The organism is Nonomuraea sp. NPDC051298 (genome assembly GCF_055586305.1).
On record NZ_JBVJIM010000010.1, the window covers coordinates 280,402 to 298,010 of the forward strand.

The 17,609-nt window shown below is 68.3% G+C and carries 16 protein-coding genes; 8 read left to right on the forward strand and 8 right to left on the reverse strand.

Going from position 1 to position 17,609, the window contains the following annotated elements:
• Window positions 1–101 precede the first annotated feature (101 nt).
• From ACZ6S0_RS28135 to ACZ6S0_RS28145, 3 genes are all read left to right on the forward strand, one after another.
• Window positions 102–1,448 (forward strand): aminotransferase-like domain-containing protein, encoded by a 1,347-nt coding sequence (locus tag ACZ6S0_RS28135; protein ID WP_465922305.1) that lies wholly within the window; start codon window positions 102–104, stop codon window positions 1,446–1,448.
• Between the two features lie 170 nt (window positions 1,449–1,618).
• Window positions 1,619–2,578 carry a D-alanine--D-alanine ligase family protein gene (locus tag ACZ6S0_RS28140; RefSeq protein ID WP_344878867.1) on the forward strand — a complete coding sequence of 320 codons (960 nt, stop codon included), beginning with the start codon at window positions 1,619–1,621 and terminating at the stop codon, window positions 2,576–2,578.
• 455 nt (window positions 2,579–3,033) lie between these two features.
• Entirely contained in the window at window positions 3,034–4,080 is a 1,047-nt protein-coding gene (locus ACZ6S0_RS28145) for a threonine aldolase family protein (RefSeq protein ID WP_465922306.1), read from the forward strand.
• A 666-nt stretch (window positions 4,081–4,746) separates the two neighbouring features.
• Here the strand turns inward: ACZ6S0_RS28145 and ACZ6S0_RS28150 are convergent.
• The 8 genes from ACZ6S0_RS28150 to rpmH all read right to left on the reverse strand — a co-directional run bounded on the left by ACZ6S0_RS28150 (window position 4,747) and on the right by rpmH (window position 10,921).
• Entirely contained in the window at window positions 4,747–5,709 is a 963-nt protein-coding gene (locus ACZ6S0_RS28150; RefSeq protein WP_465922307.1) for a ParB/RepB/Spo0J family partition protein, read from the reverse strand.
• Window positions 5,710–6,494: 785 nt separating this feature from the next.
• On the reverse strand, window positions 6,495–7,262 hold the full coding sequence (locus ACZ6S0_RS28155) for a ParA family protein (protein WP_465922376.1): 768 nt from the start codon (window positions 7,260–7,262) through the stop codon (window positions 6,495–6,497).
• Window positions 7,263–7,567: 305 nt separating this feature from the next.
• Entirely contained in the window at window positions 7,568–8,239 is a 672-nt protein-coding gene (gene rsmG, locus ACZ6S0_RS28160) for a 16S rRNA (guanine(527)-N(7))-methyltransferase RsmG (RefSeq protein WP_465922308.1), read from the reverse strand.
• A gap of 380 nt (window positions 8,240–8,619) precedes the next feature.
• Window positions 8,620–9,108 (reverse strand): Jag family protein, encoded by a 489-nt coding sequence (locus ACZ6S0_RS28165; RefSeq protein ID WP_344878855.1) that lies wholly within the window; start codon window positions 9,106–9,108, stop codon window positions 8,620–8,622.
• A gap of 20 nt (window positions 9,109–9,128) precedes the next feature.
• Complete coding sequence (yidC, locus tag ACZ6S0_RS28170; RefSeq protein ID WP_465922309.1) at window positions 9,129–10,079, reverse strand: membrane protein insertase YidC; 951 nt, start codon at window positions 10,077–10,079, stop codon at window positions 9,129–9,131.
• A 4-nt stretch (window positions 10,080–10,083) separates the two neighbouring features.
• Window positions 10,084–10,365 (reverse strand): membrane protein insertion efficiency factor YidD, encoded by a 282-nt coding sequence (gene yidD, locus ACZ6S0_RS28175; protein ID WP_344878850.1) that lies wholly within the window; start codon window positions 10,363–10,365, stop codon window positions 10,084–10,086.
• The gene (gene rnpA, locus ACZ6S0_RS28180; RefSeq protein WP_465922377.1) at window positions 10,362–10,703 is read right to left on the reverse strand and encodes a ribonuclease P protein component; all 342 of its coding nucleotides are present in this window, start codon (window positions 10,701–10,703) and stop codon (window positions 10,362–10,364) included. Before rnpA ends, yidD begins: the two co-directional genes overlap by 4 nt.
• 80 nt (window positions 10,704–10,783) lie before the next feature.
• Window positions 10,784–10,921, reverse strand: a complete 138-nt coding sequence (rpmH, locus tag ACZ6S0_RS28185; RefSeq protein ID WP_043614899.1) for a 50S ribosomal protein L34 — start codon at window positions 10,919–10,921, stop codon at window positions 10,784–10,786.
• A 445-nt stretch (window positions 10,922–11,366) separates the two neighbouring features.
• Here rpmH and dnaA point away from each other — a divergent pair, with 445 nt between their 5' ends.
• The 5 genes from dnaA (at window position 11,367) to ACZ6S0_RS28210 (ending at window position 17,542) form a co-directional block, all read left to right on the forward strand.
• Complete coding sequence (gene dnaA / locus ACZ6S0_RS28190; protein WP_344878844.1) at window positions 11,367–12,947, forward strand: chromosomal replication initiator protein DnaA; 1,581 nt, start codon at window positions 11,367–11,369, stop codon at window positions 12,945–12,947.
• Between the two features lie 541 nt (window positions 12,948–13,488).
• Window positions 13,489–14,628, forward strand: a complete 1,140-nt coding sequence (gene dnaN, locus ACZ6S0_RS28195) for a DNA polymerase III subunit beta (RefSeq protein WP_465922378.1) — start codon at window positions 13,489–13,491, stop codon at window positions 14,626–14,628.
• 49 nt (window positions 14,629–14,677) lie between these two features.
• Entirely contained in the window at window positions 14,678–15,622 is a 945-nt protein-coding gene (gene gnd / locus ACZ6S0_RS28200) for a phosphogluconate dehydrogenase (NAD(+)-dependent, decarboxylating) (RefSeq protein WP_465922310.1), read from the forward strand.
• A 101-nt stretch (window positions 15,623–15,723) separates the two neighbouring features.
• The gene (gene recF, locus ACZ6S0_RS28205) at window positions 15,724–16,968 is read left to right on the forward strand and encodes a DNA replication/repair protein RecF (RefSeq protein ID WP_465922311.1); all 1,245 of its coding nucleotides are present in this window, start codon (window positions 15,724–15,726) and stop codon (window positions 16,966–16,968) included.
• Window positions 16,958–17,542, forward strand: coding sequence for a DciA family protein (locus ACZ6S0_RS28210; protein ID WP_465922312.1), 585 nt, complete (start codon window positions 16,958–16,960; stop codon window positions 17,540–17,542). Before recF ends, ACZ6S0_RS28210 begins: the two co-directional genes overlap by 11 nt.
• Window positions 17,543–17,609: the final 67 nt, after the last annotated feature.

Consider the following 17,609-nt stretch of genomic DNA (forward strand, 5'->3'; position numbering starts at 1 on the left):
GCATCGTAGCCCAGTGAAGATGCCACCAGCGGACACCACGACGGTCGAGCCCGGTCACGGGCGACATGTCCGTCTGGCGTAATCTGGTATTTCAGTCCGATATGACACCTAGGAGGTGGGCCGTGACGCAAGAGCTTGATCACGGTCAGACGCCCGCGACCCAAGGGTCGCGCATCGACGCTTACGTCGATCGGTACGCCGCACGAGCTACCGGGATGGTCGCCTCCGAGATCCGAGCTCTTTTCGCCGTCGCGTCGAGGCCCGAGGTGGTCTCGCTCGCGGGCGGCATGCCGTACGTCACGGCTCTTCCCCTCGACATGGTCGGCGAGCTGGTCTCCGACCTCGTCACGCGGCGCGGCCCCGTCGCGCTGCAGTACGGCTCCGGCCAGGGCGACCTGCACCTGCGTGAGCAGATCTGCGAGGTCATGCGGCTGGAGGGGATTCGCGCCGGGGCCAACGACGTGGTCGTCACCGTCGGGTCGCAACAGGCCCTCGACCTGATCACCCGGATCTTCATCGACCCGGGTGACGTCGTGCTGGCCGAAGGCCCCTCGTACGTGGGGGCGCTGGGGACGTTCGCCGCCTATCAGGCCAAAGTCGTACACATCGCTATGGACGACCACGGCATCGTGCCCGAATCGCTCGCCCAGACGATTTACGCGCTGGAGACGGCAGGGGCGCCCATCAAGTTCCTCTACACGATCCCGACCTTCCACAACCCCGGCGGCGTCACCCTCAACATCGCCCGCCGCCAGCAGGTCCTCGACATCTGCCAGCGGGCCGGCATCCTGATCATCGAGGACAACCCGTACGGGCTGCTCGGCTTCGACGGGGAGCCCATGCGCGCGCTGCGTGCCGACAATCCGGACGGCGTGGTCTACCTGGGGTCGTTCTCCAAGACGCTCGCCCCCGGTTTCCGCGTCGGCTGGGCGCTGGCGCCGCACGCCATCCGCGAGAAGCTCGTGCTGGCCATGGAGTCGGCCGTGCTGTCGCACTCCTCGTTCACGCAGCTCGCCGTGGGGCAGTACCTGGCCACGCAGCCGTGGGAGGAGCAGATCAAAACGTTCAGGGAGCTCTACCGCGAGCGCCGCGACGCGCTGCTGGACGCGCTCGAGTCGCTGATGCCGCCCGAGGTGACGTGGACACGTCCCGGAGGCGGCTTCTTCGTGTGGGCGACCCTGCCCGAAGGGCTCGACTCGAAGGCGATCCTGCCGCGGGCGGTGGCCGAGCGGGTGGCGTTCGTGCCCGGCACCGGGTTCTTCTCCGACGGCAGCGGGGCGCGGCACATGCGGCTGTCGTACTGCTATCCCGAGCCCGACCGCATCCGCGAAGGGGTGCGCAGGCTGGCCGGGGTCATCGAGCAGGAGATGCAGCTCAGAGACACGTTCGGCACCGCCTCCGTGCGCGACCACCAGGGCGTCGACACTCCGGGGCCCGACCTGGCCTGACCGCTTCACGTGAGGGGCCGGCCGCCGCGCCGGCCCCTCACTTCGTCGTCAAGGAATTCCCTACCGTTTGGCTGGGATGGGAGGGGATCGCCGCAGATAGCACCTCCCGTACACCATTCACCCCAGGCGCCGGTACGGTTGGACAGCGTGCCGCGAGCGGAGGAGATGTGATGAGCGATCTGGGCCACGTGCTGGTGCTGGCCGGGGGTCTCTCCTATGAGCGAGAGGTCTCCCTGCGCTCGGGTCGCAGGGTCAGCGAGGTGCTGCGCGCGACCGGCATCGACGTGGAGGCACGCGACACCGACGCTTCGCTCGTCCCCTCGATCCTCGCCGACCCGCCGGACGCGGTGTTCGTCACCCTCCACGGCGGCGCGGGCGAGGACGGCGCCATCCGGTCCGTGCTGGAGCTGCTCAACGTCCCCTACGTCGGCGCCGACCCCGACGCGTGCCGGGTGGCCTTCGACAAGCCCACCGCCAAGGCGGTCGTCCGGTCGGTCGGGCTGCGCACTCCCGAGTCCGTCACGCTGCCGAAGGAGACCTTCCACGACCTCGGCGCCACGGTCGTGCTCGGCCGCATCGTCGAACACCTCGGGCTCCCCCTCTTCGTCAAGCCCGCGCGGGGCGGCTCGGCGCTGGGCGCCTCGTTCGTCCGCACGGCCGAGGAACTGCCCGCCGCGATGGTCGGCTGCTTCGCGTACGGCGACACGGCGTTGATCGAACGGTACGTGGAAGGCGTTGAGGTGGCGGTCTCCGTCGTCGACCTCGGCCACGGCCCAGTGGCCCTGCCGGCCGTGGAGATCGTGCCGGACGAAGGCGTCTACGACTACGCGGCCCGCTACACGGCCGGGCACACCGAGTTCTTCGCCCCGGCCCGGCTGTCGGCAGCGGCCGCGGCGGCGTGCGCCGAGACGGCCGTGACGGCCCACACGGCTCTGGGGCTGCGGGACATCTCGCGTACGGACCTCATCGTCGACGCCGACGGGGTGCCGCATTTCCTGGAGGTCAACGTGGCCCCCGGCATGACGGAGACCTCCCTCCTGCCGATGTCGGCGGAGGCGGCCGGACAAGACCTCGGCGACCTCTGCCGCACCCTCCTCCAGAACGCCGCCGCCCGCGCCCGGGCTTCGTAACCCGCTTCTTCCTCCCCACCGCCCGGTACCAGCTCCGCCCTCACTCGGCACGAGCCCGCGCCGACACGGGCACGGACGCACGCGGCGCGGACGCAGCGCGGACACGCGCGGCACGGACACGCGCGGCACGAGCGCACGCGGTGCGGGCGCACGCGGCACGAGCGCACGCGGCACGAGCGCATGCGGTGCGAGCGCGCTCATGTGAGCATGGCGGCGCCGCTCGAGCGAGGCGGTGGGTGACACGACCATCCGCCCCGATCCCTCTTGGAGGCGCGCCTCGTCCTCCGGAACCAGCCGTCCTCCGGAACCAGCCGTGTCCGCGTGCGGTCGGCCATGTGCGCGCGGCACGGCTTCCCCGTCACCCTCCCCGTCACCCTCCTCGTCGCCTTCCTCGTCGCCGCATCACCACCCCCCGGCCGACAGGCCGCCACACGCGAGGTAAGTAGCCTTACGGTGTGCTGATCGATTCCATGTACCCCAAGAGCTTCGCCAGTGACAACCATGCGGGCGTGCATCCGGCCATCCTCGAAGCGATGGCCGCCGCGAACCACGGAGACGCGCCGGCGTACGGCGACGACAGTTGGACGTCCACGTTCGAGGACAAGGCCAAGGAAGTATTCGGTCCGGGCGCGCAGGGTTTCGCGGTGCTCAACGGGGCAGGCGCCAACATGGTCGGCCTGGCCCTCATGCTCGGCCGCTACGACGCCGTCATCTGTGCCGACAGCGCGCACATCGCCACCCATGAGGCAGGTGCCGCGGAGCGCCTGCTCGGCGTGAAGCTCATGACCGTCCCGACACGGGACGGCAAGCTTCGTCCGGAGGACGTCACGTCACGCCTGGGCGGCCTCGGCAATCCCCACGAGACTCAGCCGACGGTCGTCTCCATCTCCCAGGTGACGGAACTCGGCACCTGCTACTCCCCCGCCGAGATCGCCGCGCTCGCCAACGTGGCGCACGAGGCCGGGATGCGCCTGCACGTCGACGGTGCCAGGTTGGCCAACGCCGCCGCGTACCTCGACTGCGAGCTGAGGACCATCACGACCGACGCCGGTGTCGACGTCTTCAGCTTCGGCGGCACCAAGAACGGCGCCCTGGCCGCCGAGGCCGTGGTGGTGCTCGATGGGTCGCTGGCGCATGCCGTCCCGTTCCTGCGTCGTCAGTCGCTGCAGCTCGCCTCGAAGATGCGCTTCATCTCCGCGCAACTCTCCGCCCTCCTGACGGACGACCTGTGGCGGCGGAACGCGGCACACGCGAATCTCATGGCCAACCGTCTTGCCGACGGGGTGGCCGAACTCCCTGGCGTCTCCCTCGCCCATCCGGTGCAATCCAACGCCGTGTTCGCCACCCTCCCGCCCACGGTCGCCGAGGCTCTCCGGCAGCGCTACCTCTTCCATTTCTGGGACGAGGCGGCCGGTACCGTCCGCTGGATGACCGCGTTCGACACGACACCCGAGAACGTGGACGACTTCCTCGACGACATCCGCAAAGCCGCCGCCGTGTAGAGAGAAGCCAACCGACGCCAACCGACGCCAGTCCTCGCCGCTCACCGGCCGCCTTTGAGGCGCCGTGTTTCACGTGAAACACGGCGCCCTTTCGCTCGTCGGGCGCGTACCACTACCCCGACCGCTCACGCCGCGCGACCGCCGCCACGACGCTTGTTTCACGTGAAACAAGCGCCACCTGTCGCATCCGATCTCCAGCGAGGAGAACCGCGGAGGCCGGAAGAAGACAGCCAGCGCGAGAAGGCAGTCAACGCGAGAAGGTGGCCAACGCAAGAGCAGCCGACCCGCGGAAGCGGCCAGCCCAAGGCAGCTGCCAGTCCGCGACGGTAACCGATGCGGGCAGGCGTCCGACACGCGGGGACGGCCGACACGCGAGGACGGCCCACGCGCGAGGACGGCCGACGTGAGGAGGCGAGCTAGAAGGCGTGGCCGATACGCCAGGCGCGCAGAGCTGTCAGTCGACGGCGTCGGCGGGCTTGGCCACCTGCTCAAGGACCAGGACGTCGTACCTGGCCGAGTTCGCCGCAGCAGTCCGGCAGGTGGGCAAGGGCGGATCGACATCCGACCATCGACGGCCGGGCTTCCTTGTTTCACGTGAAACCGCAACGTCCACGTCCACGTCCAACAGCTTCATGTTTCACGTGGAACAAAGAAGAAGCCCGAGCGTCAGTCTTCCGCTTCCCTCATCGCTCGGACCGCCTCCGGCGCCATCGTGCCGATGATCCGCTCAAGGTCGTCGATCGTCGCGAACTCCACGACGATCCGCCCCTTCCTCCGCCCCAGATCCACCTTCACCTTGGTCTCGAAATGATCCGAGAGACGGTCGGCGAGGTGGGTCAGGCCGGGAGCCGTTGGCTTGGCCGGCTGGCGTTCGCGGGGCGGATTCTTCGCGGCCTTGGCGCTGCCCATGGAGACGATCTCCTCCACCTCCCGCACCGACAGCAGCTCCGCCACGATTCGCTTGGCAAGCCGTAGCTGCTCTTCGGGGCTTTTGAGACCGAGGAGCGCTCGGGCATGGCCCGCGCTGATGACTCCGGCCGCCACCGTTCGCTGAACTTCTGGGGGGAGGTTGAGGAGGCGCAGCGTGTTGGTGATGTGGGGACGCGACCGGCCGACCTTCTGCGCGAGCTCTTCGTGCGTCGCCTGGAAGTCGTCGAGCAACTGCTGGTATGCCGCCGCCTCTTCCAGGGCGTTCAACTGCTCACGCTGAAGGTTCTCGATGAGCGCGTCGCGCAGGAGATCGGTGTCCTGGGTGTTGCGGACAATGGCCGGGACCGGATCCAGGCCGACCTGCTGGCATGCTCGCCAGCGCCGCTCCCCCATGATCAGCTCATACTTGCCACCGCCGACCGACCGGACCACGATCGGCTGCAACAGGCCGACCTCCCGGATCGAGGCCGCCAACTCGTCCAGGCGCTCCCCGTCGAAGATCTCACGCGGCTGACGCGGATTGGGGACGATCGCGCGAAGAGCGACCTCCTTGAAGTACGCCCCCGCAATCGGCTTCGGCCCCGTCTCCTCCGCTGAACCATTCGCCGGGGACGGCGCCGCCCCCGTGCCGTCAACGATAGGACCGGTCGGGATGAGCGCCCCGAGCCCCTTGCCCAATCCCCGCCGCTGCTGACTCACTGCGTCTCCTCATCCACCCGGTCGATTCCGGTCACTCCAGGAGAGGTTACCGTCGTACGCCCGACGTAGTGCCCGCTCGCCACACACCGTCCCGTTGGATTTACACCGACACGGTCACAAATCTGCCCAACTCGTGACTCCGGCCCAAGATGCGTACACGGGAACGCCACACCCTCGCCCGAACCGCCTTTCACCAACCACTCAACGCGGACTCACCGGCGTCCTCAAAGGCTCGGGGGAAGTTGAAGCGGTGGGGAAGACAAGGCCGCCCCCGGAATCGACCGCCCGCCGCTCAACGCGATCGACCCGTACTCCGCTCCACGCGGTCGACCACACACCGCTTCACCTGATGGACCGTTCGCCGCTCAACGCGATCGACCCGTGCCACCTCTCCATGCGGTCGACCGCACGCCTTCTCCACGCGAAGCAACCGCACGCGTCTCCACATGAGCGCACCGTACGCCGCTCCATTCGAGCGGTCGCCGACGGACTCCCGGCGCCGAGATCTCCCGACAACGCGCCCTCGAATGCGACCGGCTGACACGACCGCCCGCACACTCCCCTGGCCCGTCGCACTGCACGTACTCAACTCGCCGCTCCTGTGCCGCCCTCCGCCCGGCCGCACCCTCCCCCGCCTCAAGCCAGCGCACCCACCAGAACCGAGCGGAGCCGGAGAAGCGCCCACGCGCGCCTTCACGCATGCAGGAGCTGCGGTGCGTGCCAACGGGCCGACCCGCTACAGGACCGTGCACCGGCCCCAACGCCAACGCGCGAACGACCGGCGATCAGGCGACGGTGGCCCGGTGGGCTATCTCGCGGGCCGCGTCCAGGTACGCCGTCGCCCCGCTCGACCCCGGGTCGTACGTCATCACCGACTGCCCATAACTGGGCGCCTCCGACAGCCGGACGCTGCGCGGGATGACCGTCTCCAGCACGGTGTCCCCGAAGTGAGACCGCACCTCATCCGCCACCTGCGAGGCGAGCCGGGTACGCCCGTCGTACATCGTGAGCACGATGGTCGAGAGTCGCAGCGTCGGGTTCAGGTGGGCCTTGATCAGGTCCACGTTCCTCAGGAGCTGCCCGAGGCCCTCCAACGCGTAATACTCGCACTGGATCGGGATCATCACCTCGTCGGCCGCCACCAACGCGTTGACAGTCAGCAGGCCGAGCGAGGGCGGGCAGTCGATGATGATGTAGTCGAAGTCCACCCCCTCGTACGCCGCCAGCGCACGCCGAAGCCGCGCCTCCCTCGCCACCAAGGAGACCAGCTCGATCTCAGCCCCCGCCAGGTCGATGGTCGCCGGGGCGCAATAGAGGTTGGGCATGTCGGGCACCTGCTTGACGATGTCCGCCATCGGAAGATCGTCGACCAGCACCTGATACACGTCCGGGACGTCACCACGATGCTCCGTGGCCAAGGCGGTGGAGGCGTTGCCCTGCGGGTCGAGGTCCACCACGAGAACACGCTGGCCGTGCATCGACAGGGCGGCGGCAATGTTGACCGAGGTGGTCGTCTTGCCCACGCCACCCTTCTGGTTGGCCACCGCGACCACTCGGGTCTTGAGCGGGCGCGGCCAGGCGCCCGCACCGTCACCGGAGGTCTCGCCGGTCGGGGCGGCCGTCTGGGTCGCAGATGTTTCACGTGAAACCACTGAGCTGAGCGCCTCTCGTACCAACGGCGAATCACCGGGGTTCAGGGGGGTTTGGGTCACGATGGCCATCCTTTCAACCAGTGGTGGGCCGGTGCCGGGAGTTTGCTGTCGCGACACGCCCATTTCGGGCCAGCCAACCCCGGTTGGACTCTCGGACGGACGGCTGTCCGGCCAGCCAAGCCCGCTTGACGCGACTGGCACAACCGTCACCTCCTCTGTCGCCGCCTGGCTCTCTCCGGCGTGCGACCCGCTACCACCCGAACCAATGTTGCAGGCGGCTCGACCTTACCGCGCCCGACGGTCACGAGCTCAGCCGTTCGGGCACCGCTGGCTCGCAACTGCTCCTCGGCCCCGGCCAGCTCGCCGGCGGCCCGCTCCCCCTTCATGGCGATCAGCTCGCCGCCCTCGCGCAGCAGCGGCATCGCCCATTTCAGGAGGCGGTCGAGCGGTGCCACCGCACGGGCGCTGGCGACGTCGAACTCCCGCTTGCCCGCCAACTCCTCCGCCCGGCCGCGCAGCACCTCGACGTTGCCCAGTCCGAGCGCGTCGACGCACTCCTCCAGGAACACGGTACGGCGCAGCAACGGCTCCAGCAGCGTCACGGTGATGTCCGGCCGGACGATCGCCAGGACCAGGCCGGGCAGCCCGGCCCCCGAGCCGATGTCCACCAACCGTACGTCGGGCGGCACCACCTCGGCCACCACCGCGCAGTTGAGCAGATGGCGATCCCAGATCCGGGGCACCTCCCGCGGACCCAGCAGCCCACGGACGACACCAGGACCCGCCAGCAGCTCGGCGAACGCGTTGGCACGATCCCAAGCCTCCCCGGCGAAGACGTCCCGCGCTATGTCCGGCGGCTCCGGAAGCTCATCGCTCACTGCTCGGTGGCCCTTTCTGGGGCTGGTGGCCCTTGATCGGTGTGTCGGTACGGGGTCGTCGCCCGGCGTTCGATGTTCGCGGCGACAGGGTCTTGGGTTTCGAGTCCGATCTCTATCCAAGGCTATTGGGTGAGATCACAAGGGAAGACTAGCGGCCCCGGGTAAAGGCGGCCTGTGAGCACGCCGTCCGCGCATGGTTGGGGGCAGTTGGTGAATATTTCTCATGACATGTCAGGGCATATCCGAGAAGCGAGATAAGAAGGGATACGCCTTAAGTGCCCGGATAAACGAAACGGCCGCCCACCGCGCCACGAACGGCGGGGCGGACGGCCGGATCGACAGGCACGAACGCGCCTCGAACCCCGAACACGGGATCCGACTCAGGCGGGCAGGACCACCACGTACCGCTGCGGCTCCTCGCCCTCGGACTCACTGCGGAGCCCGGCGGCCGCGACCGCGTCGTGGACGATCTTGCGTTCGAACGGGGTCATCGGCTGCAGCGACTTCGGCTCGCCGTCCTCCTTGACCTCGTTGGCGACCTCGGTGCCGAGCTTGGTCAGCTCGACCCGCCGCCGCTCGCGGTAGCCCGCCACGTCGAGCATCAGCCGCGAGCGCTCCCCCGTCTGCCGGTGCACGGCCAGACGCGTCAGCTCCTGCAGCGCCTCCAGGACCTCTCCCCCGGGGCCCACCAGCTCGGTGCTCTTGAGCCCCACGACGGACACCATGGCGCGGTCGCCCTCGACGTCCATGTCGATGTCACCGTCGATGTCGGCGATGTCGAGAAGGCCCTCGACGTAGTCGGCAGCGATCTCGCCTTCCTGCTCCAGCGCGTTGAGATCAGGAGCCTTCTCCTGCTCGGCCTCGGTCATGGCCGGCCTCTCCTTCGTGTTCAAGACTTCTTGCTGCCGGTGCGCTTGCTGCGGGATTGCCGGCTCGGCTGCTGCCTAATGATCTTAGGCTCCGGAGGCGGCGGAGGGGCCTGTTCTTCCGGAGTGGTCTTGCGGAGCTTGGCAATGAGACCGGGCTTGGCCTGGATCGGAATCACGTTGCCCTTGGCGTCGTACTGCGGCATCGGATGCCGACTGTAGAACCAGTGCTGCTGAGCAAGCGTCCACACGTTGGTGGTGACCCAGTAAAGGATCAGGCCGAGCGGGAAGTTCAGGCTGAAGAAGGCGAACAGCGGCGAGATGTACATGAGGATCTTCTGCTGCTGCGCCATGGGGTTGTCCGGCATCTGGGCGATGGAGCGGGTGACGCTCTGCCGGACGGTGAGGAACGTGGTCAGCGAGCTGACCGCCACGAAGATCGCCAGGACCACCTTCGTCTGGACGACGCCCGCGTCGAATCCAGCGATCTCGGCGGAGGACATCCAGAAGTTGGCCGGCAGCGGCGCGCCGAAGATGTGCGCGGACCGGGCGCTGTCGACCAGTTCCTTGGTCATGCCGTACTTCGCGTGCCCGTTCGCCATGTTCTGGAGCACCGTGAACATGGAGATGAAGATCGGGAACTGCGCGACGACCGGGAGGCAGCCGCCAAGGGGGTTGGCGCCCGCGCCCTGGTAGAGCGCCATGACCTCCTGGTTCATGCGCTGCTTGTCGTTCTTGTAGCGCTTGCGCAGCTCTTGGACCTTGGGCGCGAGTTCCTGCATCTTCCGCGACGAGCGCATCTGCTTCATGAAGAGAGGGAAGATCAGGATCCGCATGAACACGGTCAGCGTGATGATCGTCAACGCCCAGGTCAGCCCGCTGTCCGGGTTGAGGACCGTGCTGTATGCAGTATGGATCCAAATGATGACTTGGGCTACGGCTTGGTACAGCCAGCTCAGCCAGGACAGCTCCACCGAGCTATCTCCCTTGCGTTTCGTGGGACCGGACCGGGCGTGGGGGCACCGGGTCTATACCTCCGGGATGGAATGGGTGGCACCGCCCGATGCGCCGGACAGTCAGCCATGTACCGCGCAATGCGCCATGTACGGCAATCGCTTCGAGCCCGTATGCACTGCACGACGGATAGAACCGGCAGCGTGGACCGAGCAGCGGGCTGATGAACGCCCGATAGAACCGAATGGGGATGATCAGCGCCTGGGCGACTAGGCCCGGCGCCGCCCCTTGCGGCTGCTCCGTCATTTTTGTCCACCCGTCGAGGACTCGCGCCGCCTGAGCAAACGATCCAGCGCGAGATCGAGCTCGGCGGCCAGTTGCTCGAATCGCACGGACGCGGCCGGTGGATTGGCGCGTACCACAAGCAGGCTACCTCGCGGCAGCCGGTCGAGACGGTCCCGCATCAGGTGTCGGAGCCGTCGTTTGACCCTGTTCCGGGTCACGGCGCCACCGACCGCCTTGCTCACCACGAAACCCACCAGAGGTGGCTCTTCCCCCGAAATGGTGAAATGCACCACTAGGGTCGGGCGGCCCGCGCGCTTACCGCGCCTGACGGCCGCTTCGAACTCCTCCCCGCGTCGCATGCGGGAGTGACGGGACAGCACCGTATACGTCTAACGCCCGCCGGCCTGATCTGCCGGCGGGCTGCACTCGCGAAGGACGGTCAGGCCGACAGCTTCTCGCGGCCCTTACGGCGGCGAGCGGCGAGGATGGCACGACCGGCCCGGGTGCGCATCCGCAGCCGGAAGCCGTGGGTCTTCGCGCGGCGACGGTTGTTCGGCTGGAAAGTACGCTTGCTCACGGGTGGGCTCCAGGCTTGATGGTGCGCCGCAAGGGCGCCTAACACACAGGGCTGGCCTGCCAGGAAAGCGAGGGCACGCGAAATAGCCGTCGCGTGACAAGCCGACCGTCGTACGTTACGGGCCAAGTGCCGTCCAGGTCAAACCAGACCGGTTATCCACTAATCCACAGGCCACTTTTCCACCGCCCGTCCCACGTCCACAGTTTGTGCACTCAGGTGCCACTAGGCTGTGGACAACGTCTTGAACACGGCTGTGCACATAGATACTGTCGGCCCTTTCGGGCCTGCCCAAGGGCTGTGGACAGCCTGTGGATCGCCTGTGGAGGGCGCGGGCAGAGAGACCGCCTGCCGCGTGTGGACGAAGGGGCCGCCGAGCACCGTGGGCGGTCGCGCCATGTGGATGAACGATCGCGGGGGGCCGCGAGAGGAAGGAAGGGACCACACCATGACCGGTGTCGACCTCAGCCAGGTTTGGGCGAGGGCCCTGGGCAACTTCCTCAACGAGAGCGTGCCGATCCAGCAGCGCACCTGGCTGTCCATGGTGCGCCCGATCGCGCGGGCCAACGACACGATCGTGCTCGGCGTCCCCAACGACTTCCTCAAGGACCTCATCGAGGGCAAGCTGCGCCCGCTGGTGGCGCACGCGCTCTCCCAGGAGCTCGGCCAGACCATGCGGCTGGCCGTGATGATCGACACGACGGCTCCCGAGCCGCCCGTCGTCGACTCTCATCAACAGCCTGTGACTCAAAGTTATCCCCAGGGTGTGGAGAGTCAGCTCCGCTATGCACTGCCCGCGCAGCCCCAGCACAACCAGCCTTCGGAGCCGCCGCAGTTCTACTCTCCACAGCCGGAGCAGCCTCAGATATCCACCGAGTATCCACAGCAGGGCTTCGGTTATGAACAGGGGCAGTCGTACACACCGCCTGTGGAAAAGACGCCCGAGCCCGCGCCGAACCGGTGGGAGGCGAAGAGCAACAAGCCCAGCGAACCGGCCAGACTCAACCAGAAGTACACGTTCGAGACATTTGTCATCGGAGCCAGCAACCGGTTCGCCCACGCGGCGGCCGTGGCGGTGGCCGAGTCGCCGGCGAAGGCGTACAACCCGCTGTTCATCTACGGGGACTCCGGGCTGGGGAAGACCCACCTGCTGCACGCGATCGGGCATTACGCCCAAAGCCTGTACGACGGCGCGCGGGTGAGATACGTCAGCTCCGAAGAGTTCACCAACGACTTCATCAACAGCATCCGCGACCACAAGGCCGACGGCTTCCGTGGCCGCTACCGCGCGATCGACATCCTGCTCGTGGACGACATCCAGTTCCTGGAGGGCAAGGAGCAGACCCAGGAGGAGTTCTTCCACACCTTCAACACCCTCCACAACGCCAACAAGCAGATCGTCATCTCCAGCGACCGGGCGCCCAAGCAGCTCATCACGCTGGAGGACCGGCTGCGCAACCGGTTCGAGTGGGGCCTGATCACCGACGTCCAGCCGCCCGAGTTGGAGACCCGGATCGCGATCCTGCGCAAGAAGGCCATCCAGGAGGGCCTGGCCGCGCCGCCCGAGGTGCTGGAGTACATCGCCAGCCGCATCTCCACCAACATCCGCGAGCTCGAGGGCGCGCTGATCAGGGTCACCGCGTTCGCCAGCCTCAACCGGCAGGGCGTCGACCTGCAGCTCGCCGAGGTGGTGCTGAAGGACCTCATCACCTCCGAGTCCGACACCGAGATCACCATCGCGGCGATCATGAGCGAGACCGCCCAGTACTTCGGCATCAGCATCGACGACCTGTGCGGAACCTCACGCAGCCGGGCGCTCGTCAACGCCCGGCAGATCGCCATGTACCTGGCCCGCGAGCTGACCGAGCTGTCGCTGCCGAAGATCGGCCAGCAGTTCGGCGGACGCGACCACACCACCGTGATGCACGCCGAGCGCAAGATCCGGTCCCTCATCGCGGAGCGCAGGTCGATGTACAACCAGGTCAACGAGCTAACAATGCGGATCAAGCAGACACAGCGCGGGTCGTGAAGTCATACACAGCCTGTGGAAAACACTGTGGACCAGCGAAAACGCAAAATGTCCCCCGCAGTTCACCCCACAATGCCGGGAAAAATCCATCCACATCGGTTGGGGACAGTGCTGGGGACATCCTGGGGAGAACCTGGGGACTACCAGTGGACAACGTGTGGACAGACTGTGAACAACCGATCTGGGGCTCCAGAACGGCCCGTTTTACCCCGTGGACAACCTGTGGAAACCTCGTGGATAACCCGCCCTCATCCGTGGATGAAGGCACCATGATCTGGGGACGGCCTGTGGGCGAAAATTCTTCGTCCCCAGGCACCATGAGTTCTCCCCAGGCTCCGCCCACACCCCCAGTGGATGAAAACAAGGCCACTGAGCAGCCAAGACACTGGTTGTCCACAGTTTCCACAGCCCCTAGTGTGATGACCTCTTATCTCTAACTAAGAAACTCAAAGACCCATAGAGGGGTTCTCTCGGAGCGCGAGTCCGGGAGGGTGGATCCTTGAGATCCTTCAATCAACGACGACCCAGGAGGCTGATGACCGTGATGTTCCGAATCGAGCGAGACGTCCTCGCAGAGGCGGTGGCATGGACGGCACGCAGCCTCCCGGCGCGGCCGTCGGTGCCCGTACTCGCCGGCATGCGCCTCGAGGTCACCGACGAGCAGCGGCTCAAGCTCTCCGGCTTCGACTACGAGGTCTCCGCCGAGGTGACGCTCGAGGTCCACACCGGCGAGCCGGGAGTCGTCCTGGTCTCCGGCAAGCTGCTCGCCGAGATCACGCGCGCTCTTCCCGCACAGCCTGTGGACTTCGTGGTGGACGGCGCCAAGGCGGTCGTCACCTGCGGAAGCGCCCGGTTCACCCTGTTGACCATGCCTGTGGAGGACTACCCGTCCCTGCCCGCCATGCCCCCGGCCGCGGGCCGGGTGGGCAGCGACGTGTTCGCCTCGGCCGTCGGCCAGGTCGCCGTCGCCGCGGGCCGCGACGACACGCTGCCGATGCTCACCGGCGTGCGGATGGAGATCGAGGGCGACACGGTGACCCTCGCCGCGACCGACCGCTACCGGCTGGCCGTACGCGAGCTGAAGTGGCAGCCGGGCCAGCCCGACTTCGCCGCCATCGCGATGATCCCGGGCAAGACGCTCGCCGACACCGCCAAGGCGCTCGGCGCGACCGGCGCCGAGGTCGAGATCGCGCTCAGCGCGGCCGGCGGCACCGGGGAGGGCATGATCGGCTTCTCCAGCGCCGGACGGCGTACGACGACGCGCCTGCTCGACCCCGAGTTCCCGAAGTACCGCTCACTGCTGCCCACCGAGTTCTCCGCCCGCGCCGAATTGTCCACAGGCACGTTCGTGGAGGCGGTCAAGCGCGTCGCCCTGGTCGCCGAGCGCAACACGCCGGTGCGGCTGGCGTTCAAGAGCGGCGAGGTCGTGCTGGAGGCCGGCAGCGGCGACGAGGCGCAGGCCGTCGAGGCGCTCCCGGTCGACTACGAGGGCGAGGAGATGAACATCGCCTTCAACCACCAGTTCCTCCTGGAGGGCCTGGGGGCCATCGACTCCGACGTCGCGCGGTTGCAGATGACCACATCGACGAAGCCCGCTATCCTCACGGGTGGCAAGCCTGTGGAGGACACCGCCACCACCGACTACCGTTATCTGATCATGCCCATCCGCCTGTCAGGCTGAACCTGTCATCGGGGATGATGGAAGTCCGACGAGGGGGTAGAGGACAGTCATGCAGATCGGCATGGTGGGGCTGGGCAAGATGGGCGGCAACATGGCCGAGCGGCTGCGCCGCGGCGGCCACGACGTCGTCGGCTACGACCGCGATCCGGCCATCAGCGACGTGGCCAGCCTGAAGGAGCTGGCCGAACGTCTGGAGGCGCCGCGCGTGGTCTGGGTCATGGTCCCGGCCGGCAAGCCCACCCAGACCACCATCGACGAGCTGGGCGGGCTGCTCGACCAGGGCGACATCGTCATCGACGGCGGAAACTCACACTATGTGGACGACCAGAAGCACGCCGCCGAGCTGGCAGGCAAGCGCATCGGGTTCGTCGACTGCGGCGTGAGCGGCGGCGTCTGGGGCCTGCAGAACGGCTACGCGCTCATGTGCGGCGGCGACAAGGCCGACGTCGACCGGGTCATGCCGATCTTCGACACCCTCAAGCCCCAGGGCGAGGACGGCTTCGTCCACGCGGGTGACGTCGGTGCCGGGCACTTCGCGAAGATGGTCCACAACGGCATCGAATACGGCATGATGCAGGCGTTCGCGGAGGGCTGGGAGCTGCTCGAGGCGTCCGACGTCGTCAAAGACGTCAAGGGCTCCTTCAGTAGCTGGCGCCACGGCACCGTGATCCGCTCCTGGCTGCTCGACCTGCTGGTGCGGGCGCTCGACGACGACGAGCACCTCGATCAGCTCCGCGGCTACGCGCAGGACTCCGGCGAGGGCCGGTGGACCGTGCAGGCCGCCGTCGACCACGCGGTCCCGCTGCCGGTCATCACCGCCGCGCTCTACGCCAGGTTCGCCTCGCGCCAGGACGACTCCCCCGCGATGAAGGTCGTCGCGGCGCTGCGCAACCAGTTCGGCGGCCACGCCATCAGTTCGTCGGAGGGCAGCACGGGCAGGGGCGCCGACTCCCCCGGCGCCGACGTGACGCCGCCGCGCGAGGCCGCCCGCTGAGTCGCCGGGTGCGGGCCAGGGTTATCCACAGACGCAGGGTTTTCCACAAGAACGCATGCCGGTGACCCCGGTGACCCGCGAGGCCCACTAACCTTCGTGGGGTGCATGTCGCCCACCTCTCGCTGACCGACTTCCGGTCCTACGCCTCCGTGGAGCTCGGCCTGGAGCCGGGCGTCACGGCGTTCGTGGGGCCCAACGGCCAGGGCAAGACCAACCTGGTCGAGGCCCTCGGCTACGTCGCGACGCACGCCAGCCACCGGGTCGCGAGCGACGCGCCGCTGGTGCGGCAGGGGGCCGCGAGGGCGATCGTGCGCTGCGCCGTCCACAGGGACGAGCGCCGGGCGCTGGTCGAGCTGGAGATCAACCCGGGGCGGGCCAACCGCGCCCGGCTCAACCGCTCCCCCGTGTCCAGGGCGCGTGACGTCGTCGGCCTGCTGCGCACGGTGCTGTTCGCGCCGGAAGACCTCGCGCTGGCCAAGGGCGACCCGTCCGAGCGCCGCCGCTTCCTCGACGACCTGCTGGTGGCCAGGGCTCCGAGGTTCGCCGGCGTCAGAGCCGACTACGACCGGGTGCTGAAGCAGCGCAGCGCACTGCTGCGCACGGCCGCGCAGGCCCGCAGGGGCAGCAGGAGCCCTCGGCGGCAGGAGGGCGACAGCGGGTTCGCCGCGGCGGGCGCGGGCGACGTGCTGAGCACGCTGGAGGTGTGGGACTCCCACCTCGCCAGGCACGGGGCAGAGCTGCTGCGGGCGCGGCTGGAGCTCATCGAGGCGCTGCGGCCGCTGGTGTCCGGGGCCTATGCCGCGCTCGCCCCGTCGAGCGCTCCGGCGACGCTCGCCTACCGCAGCACGTTGTCCACAGGGGAGGACCAGGAGGAGGGTCTTCCCGAGGGCGAAGTCCCCGGTGAGCGGGGATCTTTCGATACACAGACGTTATCCACAGACTTGGGGAAAACCCTTGAAGAACGTCTGCGGGAGCGGCTAGTGGAGGTCCGCTCGTCCGAGCTCGAACGCGGGGTCACCCTCGTCGGCCCGCACCGCGACGACCTGGTCCTCGGCCTCGGCGACCTGCCGGCCCGCGGATACGCCAGCCACGGTGAGTCGTGGTCGTTCGCGCTGGCGCTGCGGCTGGCGGCCTACGACCTGCTGCGGGCCGACGGCGGCGATCCGGTGCTGATCCTCGACGACGTGTTCGCCGAGCTCGACAGCCAGCGCAGGCGGCGGCTGGCCGAGATCGTGGCGCCGGCCGAGCAGGTGCTCATCACGGCGGCCGTGCCCGACGACGTGCCGCGCGAGCTGGTGGGAGGCAGATACGACGTCGCGGAGGGGGGTGTGGGCCGTGTCCGCTGACGACCCGCGTCCTGGCGACGGCGCCCCGAAGGCGGCCGGCGCTCGTCCACAGGCTGGGGACGACCCGAGGCTGACCCGAGGCGGGGAGAACGCGACCGCCAGGGGCGTGGCGATGGCCAGGGAGAAGCTCGCCCAGGCCAAGGCCGACGCGGCCAAGCGCGGCCAGCTCCCCCGCCGCGAGCCCCGGCGCAAGGCGAAGGGGCCGCGCCGGGAGAGCGGCGATCCACAGCTTTTCGGACGAGCCATCGCCGACCTGCTGGCCGATCGAGGCTGGGAGCGTCCGGCGGCCGTCGGCGCGGTGTTCGGCCGCTGGCCCGAGATCGTGGGTCCTGACCTGGCCGCGCACACCAGGCCCGAGTCGTTCGACGACGGTGAGGTGCTGATCGCGGCCGACTCCACGGCGTGGGCGACGCAGGTCAGGCTGCTCGCGCGCACCCTCGTACGCAGGCTCAACGAGGAGCTGGGCGACGGCAGCGTGACGAAGGTGAAGGTCAAGGGGCCGCAGAGCGGGCCCCGTCCGACGGGAGGTTTGCGGGTGACCGGAAGCCGGGGCCCGCGCGACACCTACGGTTAGGCGCCGGGAGCGATCAGACAGCCGCAGACGCGATAAGCCCCCTTTCCGGAGGGGGGATGCTTGACAG

Bases quoted from the DNA above. Each gene is read 5' to 3' on its own strand.
- rnpA (WP_465922377.1), bottom strand. From the start codon at position 10,703: ATGCGACGCGGGGAGGAGTTCGAAGCGGCCGTCAGGCGCGGTAAGCGC.
- dnaA (WP_344878844.1), top strand. From the start codon at position 11,367: ATGACCGGTGTCGACCTCAGCCAGGTTTGGGCGAGGGCCCTGGGCAAC.
- ACZ6S0_RS28140 (WP_344878867.1), top strand. From the start codon at position 1,619: ATGAGCGATCTGGGCCACGTGCTGGTGCTGGCCGGGGGTCTCTCCTAT.
- ACZ6S0_RS28135 (WP_465922305.1), top strand. From the start codon at position 102: ATGACACCTAGGAGGTGGGCCGTGACGCAAGAGCTTGATCACGGTCAG.
- gnd (WP_465922310.1), top strand. From the start codon at position 14,678: ATGCAGATCGGCATGGTGGGGCTGGGCAAGATGGGCGGCAACATGGCC.
- yidD (WP_344878850.1), bottom strand. From the start codon at position 10,365: ATGACGGAGCAGCCGCAAGGGGCGGCGCCGGGCCTAGTCGCCCAGGCG.
- ACZ6S0_RS28165 (WP_344878855.1), bottom strand. From the start codon at position 9,108: ATGACCGAGGCCGAGCAGGAGAAGGCTCCTGATCTCAACGCGCTGGAG.